Here is a 24742-nt window from a genome sequence, read left to right as displayed (position 1 = left end):
GCCCGCGGACGAACGGAACGGAGACAGCCGCATGAGCAAGTACCTGCTCGACAAGTTCCTCTTCACCGTCGACCGCGACCCCGAGCTGGTCGAGCGCTACCGCGAGGACCCCGCCGGCACGGTCGAGTGGTGGGAGGCCGAGAAGGCCAACGAGCTGCTCAACTGCACCGCCGCCGAGAAGTCCACCTGGCTCGCGTTCACCGACGAGGAGCGGACGGCGCTGCGCGAGCACGACCACGTGCGGCTGTTCGAGATGGGCGCCCACCCGTTCCTCACGCTCACGCTCTTCATCGCGATGTTCGAGCGCGACCACGGGCCGCTGGAGTACCAGAAGGCCTACGGCAAGGCCATGGAGCACATCACGCTGCCGTACCCGGACATCGCCACCTGAGAAAGGACCCCCTGCCCCCCACCGCTCGCAGGCTCGCGGCGGGGCCCTGCAGGGGGCCGGGGGCCGGGGCAGTCCCACCTCCCGAGGAGGAACAGATGCGCGCCGCCGTCCTGCACACCCCCGGTGCACCCCCGGCGTTCGGGCCGCACCCCGACCCGACGGCGGGGGAGGGGCGGACGCTGGTGCGGGTGACCGCGGCGCCGGTCGTCCCGCTCGACCAACTGTGCGCCTCGGGCACCTCCTACTTCGGCACCCCGGCGACGCCCTACGTCCCCGGCGTCCAGGGCGTGGGCGTGGTCGAGGAGTCCGGCGCGCACCCGCCCGGGACGCGGGTGTGGTTCGCGACGTCCGCCGGCATGGCCCCCGGCGACGGCAGCCTCGCCGAGCGGTGCTCGGTGCCCGACGCCGACGTCGTCCCGGTGACCGCGGCGGTCCCCGACACCCTGGTGGCCGCGCTCGGGCTGTCCGCGATCGCCGCCTGGATGGCGCTGACCTGGCGCGGCCGGGTGCAGCCGGGCGAGCGGGTGCTGGTGCTCGGGGCGGGCGGCGCGGTCGGCCAGGTGGCGGTCGGCGCGGCGCGGCTGCTCGGCGCCGGCCGCGTGGTCGCGGTCTGCCGGTCGGCGGCGGCGCAGGAGCGGGCGCGCCGGGCGGGCGCGGACGCGGTGGTCCCGCTGTCGGGGGACGTCGACGACCTCACCGCGCGGCTGGCCGAGGCCTGCCGCGGAGCCGCCGACGTCGTCGTCGACCCGGTGTTCGGCGTGGCCGCAACAGCGGCCTCCCGGGTGCTTGCGCCGTCCGGGCGGCTGGTCAACCTCGGCGGCGCCTCCGGGGACACCGCGACCTTCTCCTCCTCGGTGCTGCGCAGCCGCAGCGCCGAGGTGCTGGGCTACACGAACAACGCGCTCACGGTGCAGCAGCGGGCCCAGGCGCTGACCGCCGTCCTGGGCCACGCCGAGCGCGGCGCGCTGGGGCTGGACCACGAGGTGCTGCCGCTCGAGGAGGTCGAGCGCGGCTGGGCGCTCACGGCCGAGGGCACCGGCCGGCGGGTCGTCCTGGTGCCCGAGGCGCGGCCCGCCTGACGCCCCGCCTGAGTCCGCGCCGCGGGTCGCCCGGTTCCACCTGCAGGGCACCGAGCGCGCGCTGAACAACCTCATCCACGCCTTCGGCCGCGTCGACGTCACCGTCGACCGGGCCTGACCGCCTCCTGACACGGGTGCCCCCGGGACGCCGACCGTCCCGGGGGCACCGGTGCGTCAAGAGGCGCCGCGGAGCTCCTCGCCGATCCGCCCCCCGACGGTCTCCAGCAGCGCGGCGGCGTCGGTCATGCAGCGCGCCGGGTCCGGCTCCAGGTCGGTGAGCGCGTGGACGGCGCCCAGGCCCGCCGCGCGCGCCTCGTCAGGGCTGATCAGGCTGCGCCCCGCCACCGCGACCACCGGCGTCCCGGCCGCGCGGGCCAGGGCGGCCAGCCCGATCGGGCCCTTGCCGCGCAGGCTCTGGGCGTCCAGCGAGCCCTCGCCGACGACGACCAGCGCGGCGTCGCGGACGACGTCGGCGAACCCGGTGAGCTCCATGAGCAGCCCGACGCCGGGGGTCAGCCGCGCTCCCAGCACGCTCGACAGCCCGAACGCGATGCCCCCGGCCGCGCCGGCGCCCGGGCGGTCCCGCAGGTCGCCGCCGGTCGCCGCGGCGACCACGTCGGCCCAGCGCGCCAGGGCGGCGTCCAGCCGGGCCACCGCCGCCGGCGTCGCGCCCTTCTGCGGGCCGTAGACGGCCGCGGCGCCGGCGGGCCCGGTGAGCGGGTTGTCGACGTCGCAGGCCACCACGACCTCCGCGCCGGCCAGCCGCGGGTCCAGGCCGGCGATGTCCAGCCGCGCCGCGTCCGCCAGGCCGGCGCCCCCGGGCGGGACGTCGTCCCCCTCCGCGGTGAGCACGCGGGCCCCGAGACCGACCAGGGCGCCCGCGCCGCCGTCGGTGGTGGCGCTGCCGCCGACGCCGATCACGATCCGCCGCGCGCCCGCACCGAGGGCGTCTGCCACCAGCCGGCCGGCGCCGAGGGTCGTGGCGGCCAGCGCCGTCTGCTCCGTGGGCCCCGGCGGCGGGAGCAGCGCCAGGCCGGCGGCGGCGGACATCTCGACGACGGCGGTGTCGCCGCGGAGGGCGTACCGCGCGGTCACCGGGTCGCCGAGCGGGCCCGGGACGACGCAGGTGCGGGCGGTGAACCCGGCGGAGAGCACCATCTCGACGGTGCCCTCGCCGCCGTCGGCGATCGGCTGCTCGACGACCTCGGCGTCCGGCAGGCTCCGCCGGAGCCCACGGGTCAGCGCCGCGGCGACCTCGGGCGCGGTGAGCGAGCCCTTGAACTTGTCGGGGGCGAGGACGATCCGGACGGCCACGGGGCGCTCAGCCGGCCAGGTAGGGGATCGTCTGCGGCCCCTCGGGCAGGTAGCAGACCCGGGCCCGCTCCCCGTGCCGCTCGACGGCCTCGGCGATCGCCCCGGCCAGGTCGGTCACCGGGACCAGGTGGGCGGCCCGGACCTCCTCCGGGGGCAGGCCCGAGCAGAACAGCCGCACGTCGGCCTTGGCGAGGACCCGGGCCAGCACCTGCACCTGCCACTGGTCGGGCACGCTGAACCCCGGGGAGCCGATCAGCTCGAGCAGCCCGGCCGGGTCGGGAGCGGACCCCAGGACCTCGGCGAAGGAGCCGTGGGCGGGCAGCCCGTCGGCGCACTCGGCCGCGACGACGACCGTCCCGCCGGGTCGGACCACCCGCTCGGCGGCGGCCATGCCCTTCACCGCCTGGTAGAGGTTCTGGTCCAGCGGGAACCCGGAGTTGGTCGTCACGACGACGTCCATCGCCTCGGGGACCGCGCGCATCGCGGCGGCGCGAGCCAGCTCGCAGGCGTGCGCGTGCATGGTGGAGAGCTCGCCGCAGACCACGTGGGTGATGCGCTTGGCGCGGTCGAGCAGCACGTCGAAGGCGAGGTCCGGCGGCGCGGCGGCCGCGCAGGCCCGGATGTCACGGTGCACCGGGTTGTCCTCGACCACGCCCCAGGTCGCCAGCGGGCTGCCGATGCGGGCCGCGTCGTGCAGGACCATCACGGTGTCGAGGCCGGCCAGGCCCGGCGCGACCATCTTGGGGCCGCCGCTGAAGCCCGCGAAGAAGTGCGGCTCGACGAACCCGGTGGTGATCCGCAGGTCGGCCTCGAGCCACCGGGAGTTCAGCCAGAGCGGGACGCCGTCCCCCACGGTGCCCACGAAGGTGAGGGAGTCGCGGTCCCGGGCGTCGTGGTTGACCACCTCGCAGCGGGCGACCACCTCGTCGCCCAGCATCGCGCGCAGCTCCTCGGGGGTGTTGCCCCGGTGGGTCCCGGTGGCGACGAGGACGGTGACCTCACAACCGCGGGCCGCGCCGTCGATCTCCTCCAGCAGCGCGCGCAGCACCGGCTCGCGCGGCTGGGCCCGGGTGCCGTCGCAGACCGACACGGCGATGGACATGCCGTCCCGGACGAGCGCGGCCAGCGGGGGAGCGCCGCGGGGAGCGCGCAGCGCCGCCCGGAGCGCGGCGGCGGGGTCGCGCAGGGCGGGGTCGTCGTGCGGCGTGATGACCACGGCACCCTCGGCCCGGGGCACCTCGACGGTGCCGCGGCCGTAGGCGAGGGCCACCGTGCCGGCCGGGGAGGTGAGGGTCATGGGTGCGCCGTCCGTCCTCTGGTCCGCATGCCGACCGCGTGTACGTCCACCGTCGCCACAGCCAGTGTGAGCACCTCAGTCTGCCCGGCGGACCCGGTCTTCCGCTGGGAGAACGTGGCCCGTGACACAGGCGCGCGTCGCTGCCGAGACTGGCCGACCGATCCCCGCCTGCGCGCGCCTGCGCGGTCGCCCGAGACCGTCGCCGACTCGAAACGGACAGGTGTACGTTCCGGCGGTTGACGGGGACCGTGGTCGCTGCACCCACCGCCACCGGGGACTCCGGCGGCTCCGACAGCGGGGGGCGAGGCGTCCGAGGGGCCGTTCTCCGTCGCGGCCCTGGGCGGGAAGATCCTCTCGATGCCGGTGAGCAGCCGGCTCGAGGCTGCGACCGCACGGCCCGCACCGCATGCCGCGCCGGAGACCGAGTGAGCGTCGGCCGGGCCGATCCGGGGCGCTCAGGCGGTCGCCGGGCCCTCCTGCGGCCGGGCGGTCTCGACGTGCGGCCGGGTCTGCCACAGCGCCCACTCGGCGCTGACGTCGCCGGCCGTGCGCAGCAGGTGGGGGAGGTGCTCCTGCACGAGCCGCTCGGTGGTGGTCTCGGCGGCGTGCACCGTGACGTTCATGGCGGCGCGGACCGCGCCGGTGCGGTCGCGGACCGGGACGGCCACCGAGCGGATGCCCGGGGCCAGCTCCTCGTCGGCCAGGGCCCAGCCGCGGGCGCGCACCCGCACCAGCTCCTCGCGCAGCTGCTCGGGGGAGGGGTTCGCGGCCGCGGGCAGCCCGGCGCGGCTGGGCTCCGCCAGCACGGCGTCGAGCTCCTCGGGGGAGAGGGCGGCCAGCAGCACCTTCCCCTGCGAGGTGCGGACGGCGGGGAAGCGGGTGCCGATCTCGACCCGCAGCGTGATGATCTTGGGCACCGACACCCGGGCCACGTAGACGATGTCGGACCCGTCCAGCTGGGCCATCGACGACGACTCGCCGGTCCGGGCGACCAGCGCCTCGAGGTGCGGCCGGGCGATGTCCCAGAGGCCGAGCGAGCTGACGTAGGCCATGCCGAGGCTGAGCACGCGGGGCGTGAGCTGGAAGGCGCCACCGGAGGTCCGGACGAACCCCATCTCCTCGAGGGTCAGCAGCAGCCGTCGGGCGGTCGGGCGGGCGAGCCCGGTGGCGGTGGCGACCTCGGTGAGCGACATGGTGGGGCGGTCGGCGCTGAACGCGGCGATGACGTCGAGGCCGCGTGCGAGGGCCTCCACGAAGTCCGGCCCGGTACCGCGCCCGGCCATGGGCTCCCCCTCCGCCTCGGTGCTCGACGCAGGCGACCCTATCGACGGCCGCGCCCATCCGCCGTCGCCCGCGCCGCCGGTGGCACCCCGACGGGGGAGACCGGCCGCCGGTGATCAGGAGGGCGTGCCGTGGCGCCGGCCGGAGCCGGGCCGCCGGCGTGCGGCGTCGGCGACCGGGGGCCGGACGCCGTCCGGGGCTCCCAGGTGTGCCAGGCCGTCGAGGACGTGGGCGGGGAGGGCTCCGCGCGCCGCGACACCACTGACGTGTGCGTCCGGCCGCGGCTTCGACCCGGGCCGGACGGCACCGATCCGGCGGCCCACCTGCCCGGCAGACGGCGCGGCGGTCTCCCGCGTGTCGGGGGGCCGAGGCAACTACCGTTCCGTGCACACCCCGGGACTGCAGACCGCCGGTCGCGGGACGAGGGACGGTGAGGCCAGGTGTCGACGACACAGCGCGATCTCGTGGTGATCGGCGCCTCCGCGGGCGGGGTCGAGGCGCTGCGCGAGCTGCTGGCCGGCCTGCCGGCCGACCTGCCGGCAGCGGTCCTGGTGGTGCTCCACATGCCGTCGAGCGGGCGCAGCTCGTTGCCGCGCATCCTCCAGCGGGTCTCCGCACTCCCCGTCCGCGCGGCCGAGCACGGGGCCCCGCTGCAGCCCGGGACGGTCACCGTCTGCCTGCCCGACCACCACCTGATGGTCATGGACTCCGTGGTCTCGCTGACCAGGGGTCCCCGCGAGAACGGTCACCGGCCCGCGGTCGACGTCCTGTTCCGCTCGGCGGCGCGGGCGGCCGGTCCCCGGGTCGTGGCGGTCGTGCTCTCCGGCGCGCTCGACGACGGCACCGCGGGCATGGTCGCCGTCCGCAGCCGGGGTGGGCTGGGGGTGGTGCAGCACCCCGAGGACGCGATGTACGCCAGCATGCCGCTGCACGCCCTGGAGGTCGGCGGCGCGGACCACGCCGTACCCGTCGCCGAGATGGGGGCGCTGCTCGCCGGCCTGCTCACCGAGAAGGTCGAGGTGGAGGACGTCCCGCCGCCGTCCGACCTCATGGAGACGGAGACCGCCATGGCCGAACTGGACGGCGACACGCTCGACGACGAGGACCGGCCCGGTGTGCCCTCCGGGTTCGGGTGTCCGACCTGCCACGGAGCGCTGTTCACCATCACCGAGGGGGCGATGGAGCGCTACCGCTGTCGGGTGGGGCACGCGTGGTCCCCGGAGGCGCTGGCCGAGGAGCAGTCCCAGGCGCTCGAGGGCGCCCTGTGGATGGCGCTGCGCGGGCTCGAGGAGCGGGCGGCGCTCAGCCTGCAGATGGGCCGGCGCGCCCGGGAGCGCGGGCACAACCACAGTGCGCTGCGCTTCCAGCAGCGGCACGACGAGGCGCAGGACGCGGCCGCCCTGCTGCGTCGGCTGCTGCACCGCGGGGAGCTGAGCGGGAGCGCCCTGCCCGACGAGATGAACGAGGCCTGAGCAGATGGACGAGCGCAGTTCCGGGCACCGGGCGGACGACGACCCGGGAACCGTGCAGGTCGACACCTCCTCGTTGGACGACCCGGACCCCGCGTTCGACGCAGTCGACGACGACCCGGAGGACGACGCGGCCGACGAGGGCGCGGCCGAGATCCCGCACGCCGCGGCGGGCCCGGACCCGGACTTCGAGGCGCTCCTGGTGTTCCTGCGCGAGCGCCGGGGCTTCGACTTCACCGGCTACAAGCGCCCGAGCCTCATGCGGCGGGTCCGGCGGCGCATGGCCGAGGGGGGCATCGACTCGTTCGGTGACTACCTGGACCACCTGGAGGTCCACCCCGGCGAGTTCACGCCGCTGTTCAACACCATCCTCATCAACGTCACCAGCTTCTTCCGCGACCACGCGGCCTGGGACCACCTGCGCCAGGACCTGCTGCCGGACCTGCTGGCGGCGAGCGGCCCGGCGATCCGGGTCTGGAGCGCCGGGTGCGCCTCCGGCCAGGAGGCCTACAGCCTGGCGATCCTGCTCGCCGACGCCCTCGGGGCCGACGAGTTCCGCAAGCGGGTGAAGATCTACGCGACCGACGTCGACGAGGACGCGCTCACCTCCGCGCGGCAGGCGCTGTTCACCGAGCGGGAGATGGTAGGCCTCACCCCCGACCAGATCCGGGAGTACTTCACCGTCGAGGGCGGACGGTTCGCGTTCCGCAAGGACCTGCGGCGCTCGGTGATCTTCGGCCGCAACGACCTGGTGCAGGACGCGCCGATCTCGCACATCGACCTGCTGCTGTGCCGCAACACGCTCATGTACTTCACGGCCGAGACGCAGGCGCGGATCCTGGGCCGGCTGCACTACGCGCTCAACCCCAGCGGCGTGTTGTTCCTCGGCAAGGCGGAGATGCTGCTGTCGCACAACCAGCTGTTCACCCCGGTGGACCTCACCCGCCGGTTCTTCCGGAAGCGGGACGGCGCCTCGACGCCGGAGCGGCGACCGGTCGTCCCCCCGGTGCGCGCGGTCCCCGACCCCGTCAACGAGAACCTCGCCCGGCTCCGGCGGGAGGCCCTCCTCTCCGGACCGGCCGCCCAGCTGGCCATCGACTCCGAGGGCCGGCTGGCCGTGGTGAACCGCCAGGCCGAGCGGGTGTTCGGCGTGGACCAGCGGGACGTCGGCCGGCCCTTCCAGGACCTGGAGATCTCCTACCGGCCGGTGGAGCTGCGCTCGTCGATCGCCGAGGCGGGGCAGACCCGCCGGCCGCTGTGGCTGCGGGGGGTGGAGCGGCGGCGGCCCGGGCAGGAGCCGACGGTGTTCGACGTCCAGATCGTCCCGATCTACCGCGAGGACGGCGAGCTGCTGGGCACGACGGTGGTCTTCGACGACGTCACGCGGTACCGGCGGCTCCAGCGCGAGCTGGAGGTCGCCAACCGTCAGCTGGAGACCGCCTACGAGGAGCTCCAGTCGGCCAACGAGGAACTGGAGACCACCAACGAGGAGCTCCAGTCGACGGTCGAGGAGCTGGAGACCACCAACGAGGAGCTCCAGTCGACCAACGAGGAACTGGAGACGATGAACGAGGAGCTCCAGTCGATGAACGACGAGCTCCACTCCACCAACGAGGAGCTGCGCGCGACCACCGACGAGGTCGGCGCGGTCAACCGGTTCATGAACGGCGTGCTCGGCAGCTTCCGTGCCGGGGTGGTCGTGGTCGACGCCGACCTGCGGGTGCTGGTGTGGAACGCGGCGGCCGAGGACCTCTGGGGTCTGCGGCAGGACGAGGTGCAGGGCCAGCACCTGCTCAACCTGGACATGGGCCTGCCGATGGGCCCGCTGCACCCGCTGCTGCGCTGGCAGGTCTCCGACCAGGGCGACGGGCACGACACGGTGGAGGTGGACGCGGTCAACCGGCGGGGCCGGCCGGTGCGCGTCCGGCTGACCGTCACGCCGTTCACCCAGGCGCCGGGTGAGCGGCGGGGGGCCGTCGTCCTGATGGACCCGATCGACGGCTGAGGAAGGGCCGGCCTCACCGCTCCGCTGCGGCGATCACCTCCGACGCGTGACCCTCGACCACCAACTGGGCCAGGTCGCGGAGCTTGACGTTGAGCCGGTTGCTCAACGCGACCAGCCGGGCGAACGCGTCGTCGGCATCGATCCCGAGGCGGGCCATGAGGACCCCCTTGGCCTGGTCGATGACCGCGCGGGAGGTCAGCGCCTTCTCCAGGTTGGCGGCGAGCTCCCGCAGCGACTCCCGCTCGGCGACGCTCTGCAGCACGCCGCCCACGGCCGCGGCCACCAGTTCGGCGATGCGGAAGCTGTCGGGACCGAAGGCGTCGACCGTCGCGGCGTACACGTTGACGACACCGACCGGCTGCTCACCCTCGCGCAGGGGGAGCGCCAGGACGCCGCGGACGTCCCCCGCGGCCATGCGCCCGAGAGTCGGCCACCGCTCGTCTGCGGTGACATCCGGTGACAGCACGGCCGTCCCGGTGACGTGGGCGTCCCAGCACGGGCCCTCGCCGGCCTGCATCTGCAGGCCGTCGAAGGCCTGCGCGCCGACCGAGTCGCTGCCCAGGTTCTGCGGCTCCAGCGGGGAGCCGAGGGTGATGCTGACCGCGGCGGCGGCGGGGACGGCGCTGCGCACGAGGACCGCCATCCGGGTGAGGAGCCGCTGGCGGTCGTCCTCGCCGATCGGCAGGGTCGAGAGCTCGGCCAGGGCCGCCGCGAGCCCCAGGGACTCGGTGGGGGAGAGCTCCGCCGGCGTGGCCGGCAGGTCCCTGGCGGCCCGGGCCTCCTCGGGCGGCTGGACCGGGAGCAGCACCCACTGCAGGCGGGTACCGGGGCCCTGGCCGTCGGGGACGTCGACGAAGCCGAACATGTCGACGGGGGTCTCGCCGCGCCGGCGGCCGCGGACCGTGACGTGCAGCCGTCGCTCGGTGGCCCGGCCGGTCGAGAGGTCGCGCACCGCCGACCGGAACCCAGGGACGTCGTGGGGGGTGAGGAAGACGCTCAGCGGCTTGCCCCGCAGGCGGACCAGCGGCACCTCCAGCAGGGCGGCCAGCGCGGTGTTGGCGTCCAGCAGCGCCCCGGCGCCGTCCGTGCTGCCCAGTGCCACCGGGGCCAGTCCCGACAGGTGACTGCGCCACCGGCGCTCGGTCTCGTACCGTCGGAGCAGCTGCTCGATCTGGGCCTGCTGGACACGGACCTCCTCCTCGGCGACCCGGAGCTCCTCGTGGGCGACCTCGAGGTCGGCGAGGGTGCGCAGCGCCTCCTCCACGGGCAGGCTCCCGTCGGGCCGCGCAGCCGGATCGGAGTCGGTTCCCATGTCGTTCCCCTCGGTCAGGTGGCGCTGACGCCGTCCGGCTCCGCACCGGCGGGCTCCGCTCCCTCGTCCGGGTGCACGGAGGCGGAGTGGAGGGCCTCGGCCCGCGCGGCGGCGCGGTCGGCGACCGCCTCCCGTCGGTGCTCCGCCGCCCGCTGCAGGTGCTCGTCGCGGTTCCCGATCCCCTGCTGCGCGGCCTTCTCGTGCGCCTCCGCCGCGGCCTCGTGGCCCCGCGCGGCCCGTTCGTGGCCGGACACGGCCCGGTCGTGCGCCTCCTGGGCGCGCGCCGCGGCCTCGCCGGCGTGTTGCTGCGCGGACTCGACGTCCTCGAGCGAGGGCGCGTGCTCGGATCTCATGCGGGCGAGCCGCTGGGCGATCTCTCGGGCACGGATCCCGGCCTCGGCGGCCCGCGACGCCGCCTGGCGGCCCGGGGATTCCTCGGACATGGCGCGATTGTCCTCCCGTGCCGCCCCGTCGCACAGGTCGGCGGACGTCACCGGACCGGGTCGCCGCGCAGCTGCGGCAGGACCGCGGCGGTGAACAGCTCGACCAGGGCGGCCCGCTCGGGGCCCCGGCCGACGGGGGAGAACACCAGTGTCTCGGCGCCGGCGTCCGCGTACTCGCGGACGCGGGCGGCGACGCGGTCGGGGTGGCCGTGCAGGAGGTAGCGGTCGGCGAGCGGGTCGAAGTCCTGCTGGTAGACCGCGCTGACCGTGTCGACGACCTGCTGCCGGGACCGGGCGGGGTCCTCGCCGACCCCACCCCAGCAGAACACCGCTCCCCGCACCGCCGCCGGGTCCCGGCCCGCGGCCTCGGCCGCCTCGCGCACCTCGGCGAGGCTGCGGGCCAGTTGCTCGGGCGCGTACATGTACGGCATCCAGACGTCGCCGAAGCGGCCGGCCCGGCGGATGGCGGCCGGGCGGCGCCCGCCGAGCCAGATCGGCGGGCCGCCGGGCTGCACCGGCCCCGGGTCGAGGGCCAGGCCGGGCACCCGGGTGAAGCGGCCGGCGAAGTCGACCGGGCCGCCGGCCCACAGCGCGCGGAACAGCTCCAGCGCCTCGTCGGCCCGCGCGCCGCGCTCGGTGACGTCGACCCCCGCGGCGACGAACTCCGGGGGGTACTCGCCGCCCACGCCGACGCCGAGGTCGAACCGGCCGCCGCTGACCCGGTCCAGCGTGGTGGCCAGCTTCGCGGCCAGCGCCGCCGGGTAGAGCGGGACGACGGTCAGGGCGCTGAGCACGCGGATGCGGCTGGTCGCCCCCGCGGCCGCGGCCAGGGCGACGAAGCCGTTCGGGTGGCTGCTGTGGAAGAACAGGTGCTCGCCGGCCGCCACGCCGTCGTAGCCCGCGTCCTCGGCGGCGCGGGCCTCCGCGGCGACGGCGGTCTGGTCGCTGCTGAGGCTCAGGACGACGCGCACGGTCAGGCCTGGCCGCCGGAGGTGAGGTCGTCCGAGCGGGCGGCGCCGCGCAACCGGGCGAGCGCGAGCTCGCGGATGCGGAAGCGCTGCAGCTTGCCGGTCGCCGTCGTGGGCAGCTCGGCGAACACCAGCACGTGCCGGGGGCGCTTGAAGGCGGCCAGACCCTCCCGGCAGAAGGCCACGAGGTCCTCGGCCGTCGTCGCCGCGCCGGGCAGGAGGACGACGCAGGCGACCGGCTTGTCCAGCCCGTCGGCGTCCGGGATGGACACGACCACGGCCTGGGTGACGTCGGCGTGCTGGCGCAGCCGCTCCTCGACCTCGGTGGGGGAGACCCAGATCCCACCGGCCTTGATGATGTCGTCGGTGCGGCCGAGCGAGGAGTAGTAGCCGTCGGCGCTGCGCACGTAGGTGTCGCCGGTGCGCACCCAGGGGCCCTGGAAGACCCGCCGGGTCACCTCGGTGCGCTGCCAGTAGCCGGTGGCGGCCGAGCTGCCGCGGACGTAGAGGTGTCCGGGGGTGCCGTCGGGCACGGGCGCGCCCTCGTCGTCGACGATCTTCGCCTCGTACCCGGCGACGATCTCGCCCGTGGCGCCGGCGCGGGTCCGCCCGGGGCGGCCGCTGATGAAGATGTGCAGCATCTCCGTCGAGCCGATGCCGTCGAGCACCTCCACGCCGAACGTCGAGGTGAACCGCTCGAACAGCGCGGCCGGGAACGCCTCCCCGGCCGAGACGCAGGCCCGCACCCCGGCGAACGCGTCGGGGGGCAGGCCGGCGGCCAGCAGCGCGGCGTAGTAGGTCGGCCCGCCGAAGAACAGCGTCGGCCGGTGCTCCTGCAGCACCCGCAGCGTGCTCGCCGGGTTCGGCCGCGCCCGGTCCAGGACGGTGCTCGCGCCCACCGCGAACGGGAAGGTCAGGCTGTTGCCCAGGCCGTAGGCGAAGAAGAACTTGGCAACCGAGAAGGTGACGTCGTCCGGGCCGATGGCCAGCACGTCGCGGGCGTAGGTCTCGGCGGTGTCCCGCAGGGAGCCGTGCCGGTGCATCGCCCCCTTGGGCATGCCGGTGGTGCCCGAGGTGTAGAGCCAGAAGGCGGGGGAGTCGGCGATCGTCGGGTAGGGCTCGGCGGCCTGCTCGCGGCACCCGGCGCCGGCGGCGACGAAGTCGGCCCATCTGCGCACCCGGGTGCCGGCGACCTCCGGCAGCGCGTCGCCGGTCAGGACGACGACGTCGGCGAGGTCGCGCAGGCTGCCGACGGCCGGGGCCAGGCCGGTGAACTCGGCGCTGAGCGCGACCAGCCGGGCCCGGCTGTCCCGGGCGAGGACGGCGATGTCCTTGGCGGTGAGCATCGTGCTGACCGGTACCGGGACCGCGCCGATCCGCAGCCCGGCGAGGAACGCGGTGACCAGCTCCGGGGTGTCGCCCATGCACAGCAGCAGGCGCTCCTCGGGGCGGACGCCGGAGGCGATCAGCGCCGCGGCGAACGCGGTGACCGCCTCGTCGAGCTCTCCGTAGGTGACCGTGCGGACGCTGCCGTCGAGGTCGATCGCGGTGATCGCCCGCTGGTGCGGGGTGGCTCGCGCGTGCCGGCTGACCAGCCAGTCGGCGGCGTTGAAGAGCTCCGGGCTCGGCGGGACGACGCCCGGGAGGGACGCCGCGGGCGAGGGGACGTCGAGGAGGGACACGGCAGCCTTCTTCAGAACCGCACGTAGTCGTACTCGACCGGCAGCTGGTTGATGCCCACCGACGGCGGCGCGATCCAGCTCGCGAACTCCCCGGCCTCGTGGCAGGGCACCATCAGCTCGGCGACCCGCGCCCGGTCCTCCGCCGTCGGCAGCCACTCGTCGGCCTGCGCGGTCCAGGTCGCCTCGTCGACGATCTCGCCGAACGGCGTCACGGAGTGACCCGCGAACGCGCCGACCTTGCGGGAGAAGCCCTGGTGCGGCAGGTACAGCGTGGGCTCGAGGCCCGCCTTCTCCAGCTCGCCGTTCCAGCGCTTGACCCCCGCGCGGCAGTCGTCGGCGTACTCGTTGCGCAGGTCCAGGTTGAGCGCGGTGAGCATCGGGACGGTCTTCGTCGTCATCACGCCGTCCTCGATGACCGGGACGTCCATCGTGAGGTCGGTGAGCACGTGGTCGTCCTTGCGGCGGGTCTCCATCCACCGGCCCTTGAGCCCGGCGGTGAAGTAGGACGCCGCGTTCGAGGAGACCTCGGAGCCGAACAGGTCCAGCGACAGGGAGTAGTGCAGGTTCAGGTACTTCTGGATCACCGACAGCGGGATGCCGCCGTGCTCCCACACGTCGTCGGTGCCGTGCTCCTTCATCAGCTCGGCGGTGCGCTGCACGGTGCGCTGCACGCCCGTCGTCCCGACGAACATGTGGTGCGCCTCCTCCTTCAGCATGAAGGTGCAGGTGCGCGCCAGCGGGTCGAAGCCGCTCTCCTTGAGCGTGCCGAGCTGGTACTTGCCGTCGCGGTCGGTGAAGTACGTGAACATGAAGAACGACAGCCAGTCGGTGGTCGCCTCGTTGAAGGTGCTGAGGATCCGCGGCGAGTCGTAGTCACCGGAGTTGCGCTGGAGCAGCTGCTCGGCCTCCTCGCGGCCGTCGCGGCCGAAGTAGGCGTGCAGCAGGTAGACCATCGCCCAGAGGTGGCGGCCCTCCTCCACGTTGACCTGGAACAGGTTGCGCATGTCGTACAGCGACGGCGCGGTCATGCCCAGGTGCCGCTGCTGCTCGACCGACGCGGGCTCGGTGTCGCCCTGGATGACGATCAGCCGGCGCAGGTCCGCGCGGTACTCGCCGGGGACCTCCTGCCAGGCCGGCTCGCCCTTGTGGCGGCCGAAGCCGATGGTCCGGTCGGGGTCGCGCTCGGCGAGGAAGATGCCCCAGCGGTACTGCTCCATGGGCACCCGGTCGAAGTGCGCCCAGCCGTCGCGGCCGACCGCGATCGCCGTCCGCAGGTACACGTCGTGGGTCGGGATGGAGGGCCCGAGGGTCTTCCACCAGTCGAGGAACTTCGGCTGCCAGCCCTCCAGCGCCCGCTGCAGCCTGCGGTCGCCGGCCAGGTCGACGTTGTTGGGGATGCGCTCGCTGTAGTCGATCGTCGACAGCGGGCCGGTGGGGGCGGGGGCGTCGCCGGTGACCGTGCCCGTGGTCGGCGTCGATTCGGTGGCCGTCATCGTCAGACCCGCTTCCTGTCGTAGTCGGCCCGCTGGCCGGTGCCGTAACGGCGCAGGGCGCCCTCGGGGCCAGCGGCGTTGGGCCGCTGGAAGATCCAGTTCTGCCAGGCGGTGAGCCGGCCGAACACCTTCGTCTCGGGCGTCTCCCGGCCGGCGAAGCGGAGGTTGGCCTCCATGCCGGTGAGCGCGTCGGGGGAGAAGCTGGCCCGCTCCTCGACGGCGAGCCGGATCTCGTCGTCCCAGTCGATGTCGTCGGGCGTGCTGGTGACCAGGCCCAGCTCCGCGGCGTCGGCGGCGAGCAGGTCGCGGCCGGTGGCGGCCTCCGCGGCGGCCAGCTCGTCGGCACTGCCCAGGAAGCGCACCTGCAGCCGGGTCAGGCCGTTGCCCATCGGCAGCAGGCCCGTGTTGAAGGCGTCCAGCCGGATCGCGGCGGGCGGCGCCGGGTCCTCGTCGTCCTCGAACTGCCCCTCCAGCACGTACTGGCGGTCGGCGGCCAGGGCGATCTCGGCCAGCGCGCCGGCGGAGCAGGACCCGGGCTCGATCAGCGCGAACAGGCTGCGAGAGGTGGTGTCCAGCCGCTTGAGCACCCGCCGGTAGAAGGCGATCGTCTCGTTCACCAGCCAGTCGTCGCGGTGCGCGAGGAGGAACTCGTCGTAGGCGGCGGTGGTCGCCAGGTCGCCCTCGGTGCGCAGCAGCCAGGTGCCGGTCGCCGGTTCGTTGGTGCGCAGCCGCAGGACGACGTCGTCGAGCTCGCGGCTCACCGCCAGCAGCCACGCGGCGTCGCCCTGCTCGTGCAGCTCCTCGACGCTGCCGGGGACGGCGTCCGGGCCGAGCACCGTGATCGCGGCGGTCCCGGCGTCCCGGTCGAGGACGACGCGAACGTGCTCGTAGCGGGTGGTGTCGCCGTCGGTCTCGCGGCGCAGCGGGGTCAGCCGGATGCCGGTCGCCCCGGCGCCGGGGCGGGTGGAGGTCGCGGCCAGCTCGGCCGCGTGGCGGGCGACCTCGGCGGGGAAGTCGCGGGCCCTGGCGAGGGCGTCGACCAGGCGCCAGCGCACCGCGCGCTCGCCGCGGACGCCCTCGGCGGTGGTGGCGAAGACGTCGGCGAGGTCGCGGCGGACGCCGCGCTTGTCGACCACGCGGGTCAGCCCGCCGGTGCCCGGGAGGACGCCGAGCAGCGGGACCTCGGGCAGGGAGACCGCCGAGGAGTTGTCGTCGACGAGCACGATCCGGTCGCAGGCCAGCGCCAGCTCGTAGCCGCCGCCGGCGGCGCTGCCGTTGACCGCGGCGAGGAACGGCAGGCCGGAGGAGGCCGACGCGTCCTCGATGCCGTTGCGGGTCTCGTTGGTGAACTTGCAGAAGTTCACCTTCCAGCCGTGGGGGGAGGCCGCGAGCATCTTGATGTTCGCGCCGGCGCAGAACATCCGCTCCTTGCCGCTGGTGACGACCACCGCCCGGACCTCGGGGTGCTCGAAGCGGATCCGCTGCACCGCGTCGTGCAGCTCGATGTCGACGCCGAGGTCGTAGCTGTTCATCTTCAGCTCGTAGCCCGGGACGATCCCGCCGTCCTCGGCGACGTCGAGGGTCAGCGTGGCGATGTCGCCGTCGACCGACAGCGTCCAGTGCCGGTACCGCTCCGGGGAGGTGTCGAACGAGACCTCGGGAGGAGCGGTCGGCTCGACCACGGAGGGCGGGCCCTCGGCCGTGCTCGCCGAGCGGTCGTCGAGGGTGGTCACGGGTCCTCCTCGCTGGCGCTCGCCGGGCTCGTGCCCGACGGTGCTCCGCTGTCCGTGCGACCTCGGTCGCGGTGCCGCCCGGGGCGTCGCCGCGCCGTGGGGTGTGACGGCCGTCACCCATCCTGACGTGCTACACGATGGGATGCAACAGTCGCCCTGGATGTAGCGCCCTGGCGGACCGGTTCAGGCCACCCCGAGCAGCGCACGGGCGACGGAGCTGTCGCGGCGGAACTCCGGCGTGGAGGAGCGGTGCACGACCCGGCCCTTGTCCATCACCGCGATCTCGTCGGCGACGGCGAAGGCCAGGTGCAGGTCCTGCTCCACCACGAGCAGCGTGGTGCCCTCCGCCCTCATCCCCGCGACGGCCTCGCCGACGAGGTCCACGACCGTCGGGGCCAGCCCGTCGGAGGGCTCGTCCATGAGGACCAGCCGCGGGTTGGTGAGCAGGGCGCGGGCGATCGCCAACATCTGCTGCTCCCCACCCGAGAGCTGCCCGGCCGCGTGCCGGCGGCGCTCCCCGAGCCGGGGGAGGAGCCGCAGGACGCGGGGCACGTCCCACGGTCCCCGGCCGCGGCCGCGCCGCGCGGCGAGGTCCAGGTGCTCGGTGACGGTGAGGGGCGCCCACACCCGCCGGCCCTGCGGCACGATCGCCACCCCGGCCCGCGCGACGACGTCCGGACGGCGGCCGGTCAGGTCGACGCCCTCCAGCCGCACCGTCCCCGCCGACGGGGGCACCAGGCCCATGAGGGTGTGCACCAGCGTGGTCTTCCCGACCCCGTTGCGTCCCAGCAGACCCAGCACCCGGCCCGCGTCGACGTCGAGGTCGACCCCCTGGAGCACGGTGCTGCGCCGGTATCCGGACCGAAGTCCGCGGACCTCGAGCACTTCAGCTCACCTCCAGCCGGGCGGGCCCGCTGCCGTCGAGGAACAGCGAGCCCCGGCCGGTGCCCAGGTAGGCCTCCTGCACCGCGGTGCTCGCGCGCACCTCCTCGGGGGTGCCGGTGAGCAGCACGCGGCCGAGGTGCAGCACGGTCATCGACGTGGCCAGGGCGAAGACGACGTCGAGGTCGTGCTCGACGATCACGACGGTCACCGAGGGGGGCAGGGCCCGGAGCAGCCCGACCAGCTGGGCGCTCTCGGCCGGGGACATCCCGGCCGCCGGCTCGTCGAGCAGCAGCAGGGTCGGCTCGCAGGCGAGGGCGACGGCGACCTCGAGCTGCCGCCGCTCCCCGTGGGACAGCGCGGCCACCGGGGTCGACGCCCGCGGCGCGAGGCCGACGTCGGTGAGCAGGGCCCGGGAGCGCTCGCGGGCCGCGGCCTGCCGGCGCGGCACCAGGGAGTGCCGGGTCCGGTGCTGCCGCTGCGCGGCCAGCAGCACGTTCTGCTCCGCCGTCTGGCGGAGGAACAGGCTGGAGTGCTGCAGGGTCTGGCTGATCCCGCGCCGCGCGCGCTGCGGCTCCGACAGCCGCGTGACGTCCTCCCCGGCGAGGGCGACGGTGCCCGCCGACACCCGCAGGGCCCCCGTGACCAGCCGGAACAGGGTGCTCTTCCCGGCGCCGTTGGGGCCGATGAGGGCGTGCCGCGCGCCCGCGGGGACCTCGAGGGAGACGTCGTCCACGGCCTTCAGGGCGCCGAAGCGGCGGCTCACACCGGAGAGGGACAGCAGCGGCGGGGTCATGCGGGCACCCCCGGGCCGCGGCGGCGTCGGACCAGGTCCGCCACGCCGGCGACCCCGCGCGGCAGCAGGTAGACGGCGGCGACGAAGACCAGGCCCAGCAGCAGCGGGCCGTGCCCCTCGAGCGTGGGCCCGAAGGTGTCGCGGACGAGGACGACGACCGCCGCGCCCAGCGCCGGCCCCCACAGCGAGCCGGCGCCGCCCAGGACGACCGCGAGCAGCAGGAGGGCGCTGGTGGTGAAGCCGGTGTCGCTCGGGTTGACGATCCGCACCAGGCCCGCGAACAGGCCACCGGCCAGGCCGGCGAACCCTCCGGCGATCGCGAAGGCCACGTACTTGTAGCGGAACGGCGAGTACCCCAGCGAGCGCATGCGCGGCTCGTTGTCGCGGATGCCGCGCAGCGCGGCTCCGAACGGCGAGGAGGCGACCAGCCACAGGCCGAGGGCGCCGAGGAGGACCACGGCGAGCACGAACCAGTAGACGTACCCGGCCAGGGTCAGGGGCGTGCCGGCGACCCGGATCGACGGGATGCCGAACAGGCCGTTGGAACCGCCGGTCACCGACGACAGGGACTGGGCCAGCTGGTGGACCAGCTCGCCGATGGCCAGCGTGAGCATCAGGAAGAAGACCCCGCCGCTGCGCACCGCCAGCCAGCCGGTCGCGGCCGCCGCCACCCCGCCCGCGACCCCGGCCGCCAGCACGGTGACCACACCCTCGCTGGTCCAGTGGATCGCGACCAGGCCGGCGGTGTAGGCGCCGATGCCGAACCAGGCCGCGTGCCCGAGCGAGGGCAGCCCGGTGGTGCCGACCAGCAGGTCCAGGCTCATCGCGAACAGTGCGAAGACCAGGATGCGGGAGACCGTGTTCGTGCCGAACGGGTCCACGAACAGCGGTACCGCCGCGAGCAGCGCCAGCAGGGCCAGCGCCAGGACGACGGCCAGGGGCCGGGTGCCGCGCCGCGGGGACCCCGCGCCCGCCGTCGCGCCCGGGGCGGTGGCGGCAGGGGGACTCTCCACGCTCATGAGTGGGCCACCTTCCCGGCGAAGAGTCCACGGGGTCGGACGATCAGCACGAGCGCGAGGGTGCCGAAGAGGATGAACGACGCGAGTTCCGGCAGCAGCGCACGGCCGAGCGACTCCACCTGGCCGATGACCAGCGCGCCGATGAGCGCGCCCCGGATCGAGCCGAGGCCGCCGATGACGACGACCACGAGGGCCAGCAGCAGGATGGTCTCGTCCAGCCCGGGCCGGGCGCCGTACACCGGGGCGGCGAGCACGCCGGCGACGGTCGCCAGCACCGAGCCGATCCCCAGGACGGCGACCTTGACCTTGCGGTTGTCGATGCCGAGGGCCGAGACCATCTCGCGGTCGGCGACGCTGGCCCGCACCAGGGCGCCGACCGACGTCCTCTCCACCACCAGCCAGACGACCACGGCCAGCACCAGGCCGACGGCGATCACCAGGAGCCGGTAGGTGGGGTAGGCGCTGCCGGCCACGTCCACGCTGCCGTCCAGGCCCGGCGGCGGGGGGACCGAGCGGACGTCGTTGCCGTACACGATCGACAGCACCTCGGCGACGACCAGGGAGATCCCCAGGGTGAGCAGGGCCTGGTCGAGGATCGGCCGGCGGGCCAGCGGCTCGGTCATCCCGGACAGCGCGCCGCCGGCCAGCAGGCCGACGAGCGCGGCGACGGCGAGTGCGGTGAGGAAACCGCTCCAGGACGCGCCGGCGGCGAAGGTGACCGCCAGGTAGGAGCCCACGAGGAAGAACGCGCCGTGGGCCAGGTTGAGCACCTCCATCATCCCGAAGACGAGGGACAGGCCGACGGCGAGGACGAACAGCAGCGCGCCGATGGCCAAGCCGTTGAGGATGCTGACGAGGTTGGCGTCGAACCAGCCGAGCACGGGTCTCCTCTCCGCGGTGCCGGGCCGCGGTCGGGCCCCTGCGAGGTCAGGGCTGGGGGAAGACGCCGAGTTCCTCGACGACGGAGTTGACCAGGGTGCCGTTCTCGTCGACCACCTCGCGCAGGTAGACGGCCTGCTCCGGGGTCTGGCCGGTGAAGCTCCACGGGCCGCGGGGGCTGTCCTCGACCTCGCCCACGCCGCCCAGGGCCTCGCTCAGCGCCTCGCCGCCGGTCCCCCCGGCCTCCTCGAGCGCGCGGGCCAGGACGTTCGCGGCGTCGTAGGCCTGCACCGCGTAGGTCGTCGGCAGCTCGCCGTACGCCTCCTGGTATGCCTGCACGAACTCGGTGTTGACCGGGTTGTCGATCTCGGTCGAGTAGTGCAGCGTCGTCCGGACGCCGACGGCCGCGGGGCCCTGCGCGTCGAGCACGCTGCCCTCGGTGAGGAAGCCGGAACCGTAGAGCGGGATGGTGTCCTTGAGGCCGAAGTCCGCGTACTGCTGGACGAAGCTGACCGCCTCACCACCGGCGTAGAAGACGAAGGTGGCCGCGGCCCCGGAGGACTGGATGCCGGACAGGAACGGCTGGAAGTCCTGCGTGGTGCCGAACGGGGTGAGCGCCTGGCCGGCGACCGTGCCACCCCCGGCGGTGTAGGCCTCGGTGAAGCCGGCGACGACCTCCTGGCCGGCCGCGTAGTCCGGCGCCATGACGTAGACCGGGCCGATGCCCTCCGCGGCCAGGTGCTCACCCATCGCCGCGGCGATCTGGGCGTTGGTGAACGACGAGCGCCAGACGTAGGGGCTCGCGGCGTCCTTGGTGATGGCCTCCGCGCCGGCGTTGGCCACGATGAGCGGGATCTGCGACTCGGTCACCTGCTCGGCGACGCCCAGCGCGGTGGCCGAGTTGACGATGCCGACCAGCGCGTCGACGTCGCCCTCGGTGAGCAGCCGCTGGACGGCGGGGACGCCGGTGTCGGGACCCTCCCCCTCGTCCGCGGTCACCGTCTCGACGGCGAAGCCGCCCAGCTCGCCGCCGTTCTGCTCCAGCCAGAGGTCCCAGCCCTGCTGCATGTCCTCGCCCAGCGGGGTGTACACCCCGGCCTGGGGGATGACCAGGCCGACGCGGACGGTGCCGCCGCCTTCGCCGCCGCCCCCGCCGCCGTCGTCCCCGCCGAGGCTGCCGCCTCCACACGCGGCCACGGCCAGGGTGAGGACGCCGACACCGAGGCCGCCGAGCAGACGCCGACCGGTCAGGGGATGCAGCACGGGCACACTCCGGAGGTCGCGACGTACTACGACGCACGCCTGGTGCCGCACGACGATGTAGCGGGCTCGGCGAGTGTGTCAAGGGTCACAACGGCCGTCCGGCCGAGCCGGTGTCGATCCGTGACCTGCGCGGTCCGCGCGTGCCGGGAACCGGAGGGCCGTCGGCACGGGGTGTCACGATGAGGGGCGTGGAGGTCGTCGACGGACCCTTCGTCACCCGCCGGCAGGAGCTGGGGGCGGCGAGCGCGCGCAGCCTGCTGCTCACGGTGCTCGGCGAGTTCGTCCTGCCCTCCGGCGGCCCGGTGTGGACCGCCAGCCTCATCGACCTGCTCGCCGACCTCGACGTGGCCGAGAAGGCGGCGCGGCAGGCGATCATGCGCACGGCCGACAGCGGCTGGATCGAGCCGACCCGGGTCGGCCGGGAGACCCGCTGGTCGCTGACCGGGGCCGGCACGAGGCTGCTCCGGGAGGGCACCGAGCGCATCTACGGGTTCGCCGCCGACGACCGCGCCTGGGACGGCCGCTGGCTGGTCCTGTCGGTCGGCGTCCCCGAGAACAACCGGGCACTGCGCCAGCGGCTGCGCACCCAGCTGGGCTGGGCAGGGCTGGGCTCGCTGGACACCGGCACCTGGGTCACCCCGCGGGTCGACCGTGAGCAGGAGGCCCGCGAGGTGCTCGACGACCTCGGCCTGCTCGCCGACAGCTGGTCGTTCATCGCCACCGCCGGCGTCGTCGGGGACGAGCGGTCGCTGGCGCGTACCGCCTGGGACCTCGACGCCATCGAGCGCCGCTACGAGGACTTCCTGGAGCTGGTGAGCCGGCGCCGGCCGCGCACCGACCGGCAGGCGCTGGTCGCCCAGGTCCGGCTCGTGCAGGAGTGGCGCCGCTTCCCGCTGCTCGACCCCGGCCTGCCGCGCGAGCTGCTGCCGCCGCGCTGGAGCGGGAGCCGGGCCGCGGAGGTGTTCCGCGAGCGGCACGCCTCCTGGGCGACGCGCGCCCGGCGGGCATGGGCGGAGCTGTCCGCCGAGCGCTGAGGCACCTCGTGCCGGCCCACGGTGTGCCCGGTGCGCACGGGTCAGGGACGCCAGCGGGCGTGCCGGGTACCCGCCGGGCCGCCCCGTCGGACCAGCTCCAGCCGCGGCCGCGGGCCGTCGGTGCGGCCGGTCTGCGGCGGGCGGCTGCCCGCCCGGAACGGTGCCGGCCACGTCGCGCCCGGCCCGCGGTAGCCCTGCTCGGCGGCGGCGTGCAGGGTCCACTGCGGGTCGTAGAGGTGCGGCCGGCCCAGGGCACACAGGTCGGCGCGGCCGGCGAGCAGGATCGAGTTGACGTCGTCCCAGCTGGAGATCGCGCCCACCGCGATCACGGCCACGCCGAACTCGCGGCCGACCTCGTTGCGGATCCGGTCGGCGTAGGGCGTCTGGTAGCTGCGGCCGAACGCCGGCCGCTCCTCCTTGACCACCTGCCCGGTCGAGACGTCGATGCCGTCGGCGCCGTGCTCGGCGAAGGCGCGGGCGACCGCGACGGCGTCGTCGACGTCCGTGCCGCCCTCGAACCAGTCGGTCGCCGAGATGCGCACGGTCATCGGCCGCTCGGCCGGCCACGCGGCGCGGACGGCGTCGAAGACCTCCAGCGGGTAGCGCAGCCGGTCGGCCAGCGACCCGCCGTAGCGGTCGGTGCGCCGGTTGGACAGCGGCGAGACGAACGAGGACAGCAGGTAGCCGTGCGCGCAGTGCAGCTCGAGGACGTCGAAGCCGGCGCGGGCCGCGGCGCGGGCGTTGGCCACGAACTGCTCGCGGATCGCGGCGAGGTCGGCGTCGGCGAGCTCGCGCGGTACGGCGTTGGCCGGCGAGTAGGGGATCGGGGAGGGCGCGACGACCTCCCAGTTCCCCTCCGGCAGCGGCTCGTCGATGCCCTCCCACATGAGCTTGGTCGAGCCCTTGCGGCCGGAGTGGCCCAGCTGGACGCCGATCCTCGCGTCGGTGGCGCCGTGCACGAAGTCGACGACCCGCGCCCACGCCGCCTCCTGCTCCGGCGTGTAGAGCCCCGAGCAGCCGGGGGTGATCCGGCCCTCGGGGGACACGCAGACCATCTCGGTCATCACCAGGCCGGCGCCGCCGAGCGCCTTGCTGCCGAGGTGGACGAGGTGGAAGTCGGTGGGCAGCCCGTCGACGGCCGAGTACACGTCCATCGCCGAGACGACGACCCGGTTCGCCAGCTCCAGGCCGCCGAGGCGGAACGAGTGGAACATCGGCGGCCGCGGCTCGACCGGCTCGGGCTGGCTGCGGGCGAACCACGCGTCCACCCCGGCCACGAACTCGGGGTCGCGCAGCCGCAGGTTGTCGTGGGTGACCCGCCGGCTGCGCGTGATGATGTTGAAGGCGAACTGCTCGGGCTCCTGGTGCACGTAGCGGCCGATGTCCTCGAACCACTCCAGGCTGGCCTGCGCGGCGCGCTGGGTGGAGAGCACCACCGGCCGGCGCTCGGCCTCGTAGGCGGCCAGCGCGCTGTCGAGGTCCGGCTGCTCGTGCAGGCAGGCCGCCAGGGCCAGGGCGTCCTCCATCGCCAGCTTCGTGCCCGACCCGATGGAGAAGTGCGCGGTGTGCGCGGCGTCCCCGAGCAGCACCACGTTGCCGTGCCGCCAGGTCTCGTTCCGCAGGGTCACGAAGTTCAGCCACTTGGAGTTGTTGGCGTGCACCCGGTGGCCGACCAGCACCTCCGAGAACAGCTCCTCGACGAGCGCGATCGACTTCGTGTCGCTCTCGCCGGGGGGCAGGTCGAGGGCCGCGACGTCGCCGAACGCACGCTGCCAGACGTCCTCGTGCACCTCGACGATGAACGTGCTTCCGGTGCGGTCGTAGGGGTAGCCGTGGATCTGCATGACGCCGTACGGCGTCTCCTCCACGTAGAACTCGAACGCCTCGAACACCAGGTCGGTACCGAGCCACATGTACCGGCAGCGGCGGGTCTCGAACGTGGGCCGGAAGACGTCGGCGTACCGCGAGCGCACGGCCGAGCGGGCACCGTCCGCGGCGACGACGAGGTCGTGCGTGCCGCGCAGCAGCTCGGGGTCGGGCGCCTCGGCCCGGAAGTGGACCGCCACGCCGAGGTCGGCGCAGCGGCGCTGCAGGACGTGCAGCAGCTCGCGGCGGCTCATGGCCGCGAAGCCGTGGCCGCCGGAGGTGGTGACCCGGCCGCGGTGGTGGACGTCGATGTCGTCCCACCGGGCGAAGTGCCGGGCCATCTCCCGGAAGACCACCGGGTCGGCGTGCTCGATGCCGCCGAGGGTCTCGTCGGAGAAGACGACGCCGAACCCGAAGGTGTCGTCCGGCGCGTTGCGCTCCCACACGGTGACCTCGTGCCCGGCGTCGAGCTGCTTGACCAGGGCGGCCAGGTAGAGCCCGCCCGGTCCGCCCCCGGCCACCGCGATGCGCATGCC

The 24742-nt window shown here is 74.8% G+C and carries 20 protein-coding genes; 5 read left to right on the top strand and 15 right to left on the bottom strand.

What is annotated here, in order from left to right; genetic code table 11:
* Positions 1 to 31 precede the first annotated feature (31 nt).
* Together ACI782_RS12135 and ACI782_RS12130 are read left to right on the top strand one after the other, a co-directional pair.
* On the top strand, positions 32 to 391 hold the full coding sequence (locus tag ACI782_RS12135) for a hypothetical protein (RefSeq protein ID WP_456909452.1): 360 nt from the start codon (positions 32 to 34) through the stop codon (positions 389 to 391).
* Between the two features lie 95 nt (positions 392 to 486).
* Positions 487 to 1470 carry a quinone oxidoreductase family protein gene (locus ACI782_RS12130; RefSeq protein ID WP_456909450.1) on the top strand — a complete coding sequence of 328 codons (984 nt, stop codon included), beginning with the start codon at positions 487 to 489 and terminating at the stop codon, positions 1468 to 1470.
* Between the two features lie 174 nt (positions 1471 to 1644).
* On the opposite strand, the gene ACI782_RS12125 is transcribed toward ACI782_RS12130, so the two are convergent.
* The 3 genes from ACI782_RS12125 to ACI782_RS12115 form a co-directional block, all read right to left on the bottom strand.
* Complete coding sequence (locus ACI782_RS12125) at positions 1645 to 2784, bottom strand: glycerate kinase (RefSeq protein ID WP_456909448.1); 1140 nt, start codon at positions 2782 to 2784, stop codon at positions 1645 to 1647.
* Between the two features lie 7 nt (positions 2785 to 2791).
* Entirely contained in the window at positions 2792 to 4081 is a 1290-nt protein-coding gene (larA, locus tag ACI782_RS12120; protein WP_456909446.1) for a nickel-dependent lactate racemase, read from the bottom strand.
* A 455-nt stretch (positions 4082 to 4536) separates the two neighbouring features.
* The gene (locus ACI782_RS12115) at positions 4537 to 5364 is read right to left on the bottom strand and encodes an IclR family transcriptional regulator domain-containing protein (RefSeq protein ID WP_456909444.1); all 828 of its coding nucleotides are present in this window, start codon (positions 5362 to 5364) and stop codon (positions 4537 to 4539) included.
* Between the two features lie 438 nt (positions 5365 to 5802).
* On the opposite strand from ACI782_RS12115, the gene ACI782_RS12110 reads away from it, so the two are divergent.
* On the top strand, positions 5803 to 6834 hold the full coding sequence (locus ACI782_RS12110) for a chemotaxis protein CheB (protein WP_456909442.1): 1032 nt from the start codon (positions 5803 to 5805) through the stop codon (positions 6832 to 6834).
* A 4-nt stretch (positions 6835 to 6838) separates the two neighbouring features.
* Entirely contained in the window at positions 6839 to 8836 is a 1998-nt protein-coding gene (locus tag ACI782_RS12105) for a CheR family methyltransferase (protein WP_456909440.1), read from the top strand.
* A 13-nt stretch (positions 8837 to 8849) separates the two neighbouring features.
* Here ACI782_RS12105 and ACI782_RS12100 read toward each other — a convergent pair whose 3' ends face one another.
* The 11 genes from ACI782_RS12100 to ACI782_RS12050 form a co-directional block, all read right to left on the bottom strand.
* On the bottom strand, positions 8850 to 10148 hold the full coding sequence (locus ACI782_RS12100; RefSeq protein ID WP_456909438.1) for an ANTAR domain-containing protein: 1299 nt from the start codon (positions 10146 to 10148) through the stop codon (positions 8850 to 8852).
* 14 nt (positions 10149 to 10162) lie between these two features.
* Positions 10163 to 10591 (bottom strand): hypothetical protein, encoded by a 429-nt coding sequence (locus ACI782_RS12095; protein ID WP_456909436.1) that lies wholly within the window; start codon positions 10589 to 10591, stop codon positions 10163 to 10165.
* A gap of 47 nt (positions 10592 to 10638) precedes the next feature.
* Entirely contained in the window at positions 10639 to 11562 is a 924-nt protein-coding gene (locus tag ACI782_RS12090) for an LLM class flavin-dependent oxidoreductase (RefSeq protein WP_456909434.1), read from the bottom strand.
* Positions 11563 to 11564: 2 nt separating this feature from the next.
* A complete protein-coding gene (locus tag ACI782_RS12085; RefSeq protein ID WP_456909432.1) occupies positions 11565 to 13241 on the bottom strand; it encodes a benzoate-CoA ligase family protein in 1677 nt (558 codons plus the stop codon).
* Positions 13242 to 13252: 11 nt separating this feature from the next.
* The gene (gene boxB, locus ACI782_RS12080; protein WP_456909430.1) at positions 13253 to 14734 is read right to left on the bottom strand and encodes a benzoyl-CoA 2,3-epoxidase subunit BoxB; all 1482 of its coding nucleotides are present in this window, start codon (positions 14732 to 14734) and stop codon (positions 13253 to 13255) included.
* A gap of 2 nt (positions 14735 to 14736) precedes the next feature.
* Positions 14737 to 16467: a 2,3-epoxybenzoyl-CoA dihydrolase gene (boxC, locus tag ACI782_RS12075; protein ID WP_456909428.1), complete on the bottom strand. Its 1731-nt coding sequence runs from the start codon at positions 16465 to 16467 to the stop codon at positions 14737 to 14739.
* 183 nt (positions 16468 to 16650) lie between these two features.
* Positions 16651 to 17352: an ABC transporter ATP-binding protein gene (locus ACI782_RS12070; RefSeq protein ID WP_456909426.1), complete on the bottom strand. Its 702-nt coding sequence runs from the start codon at positions 17350 to 17352 to the stop codon at positions 16651 to 16653.
* Between the two features lies 1 nt (position 17353).
* The gene (locus ACI782_RS12065) at positions 17354 to 18145 is read right to left on the bottom strand and encodes an ABC transporter ATP-binding protein (protein WP_456909424.1); all 792 of its coding nucleotides are present in this window, start codon (positions 18143 to 18145) and stop codon (positions 17354 to 17356) included.
* On the bottom strand, positions 18142 to 19164 hold the full coding sequence (locus ACI782_RS12060) for a branched-chain amino acid ABC transporter permease (protein WP_456909422.1): 1023 nt from the start codon (positions 19162 to 19164) through the stop codon (positions 18142 to 18144). The genes ACI782_RS12065 and ACI782_RS12060 overlap by 4 nt, the downstream gene beginning before the upstream one ends.
* Positions 19161 to 20045: a branched-chain amino acid ABC transporter permease gene (locus ACI782_RS12055; protein WP_456909420.1), complete on the bottom strand. Its 885-nt coding sequence runs from the start codon at positions 20043 to 20045 to the stop codon at positions 19161 to 19163. Before ACI782_RS12055 ends, ACI782_RS12060 begins: the two co-directional genes overlap by 4 nt.
* 46 nt (positions 20046 to 20091) lie before the next feature.
* Positions 20092 to 21306, bottom strand: coding sequence for an ABC transporter substrate-binding protein (locus ACI782_RS12050; protein WP_456909418.1), 1215 nt, complete (start codon positions 21304 to 21306; stop codon positions 20092 to 20094).
* Between the two features lie 188 nt (positions 21307 to 21494).
* Between ACI782_RS12050 and ACI782_RS12045 the strand changes: the two genes are divergently transcribed.
* The gene (locus ACI782_RS12045) at positions 21495 to 22340 is read left to right on the top strand and encodes a PaaX family transcriptional regulator (RefSeq protein ID WP_456909416.1); all 846 of its coding nucleotides are present in this window, start codon (positions 21495 to 21497) and stop codon (positions 22338 to 22340) included.
* 41 nt (positions 22341 to 22381) lie between these two features.
* Here the strand turns inward: ACI782_RS12045 and ACI782_RS12040 are convergent, their stop codons facing one another.
* Positions 22382 to 24739 (bottom strand): bifunctional salicylyl-CoA 5-hydroxylase/oxidoreductase, encoded by a 2358-nt coding sequence (locus ACI782_RS12040; RefSeq protein WP_456909414.1) that lies wholly within the window; start codon positions 24737 to 24739, stop codon positions 22382 to 22384.
* Positions 24740 to 24742 lie beyond the last annotated feature (3 nt).

This window comes from Geodermatophilus sp. SYSU D00703 (assembly GCF_054050155.1).
Note: the sequence above shows the minus strand (reverse complement) of the source record. Positions and strands in the feature narration are given on the sequence as shown.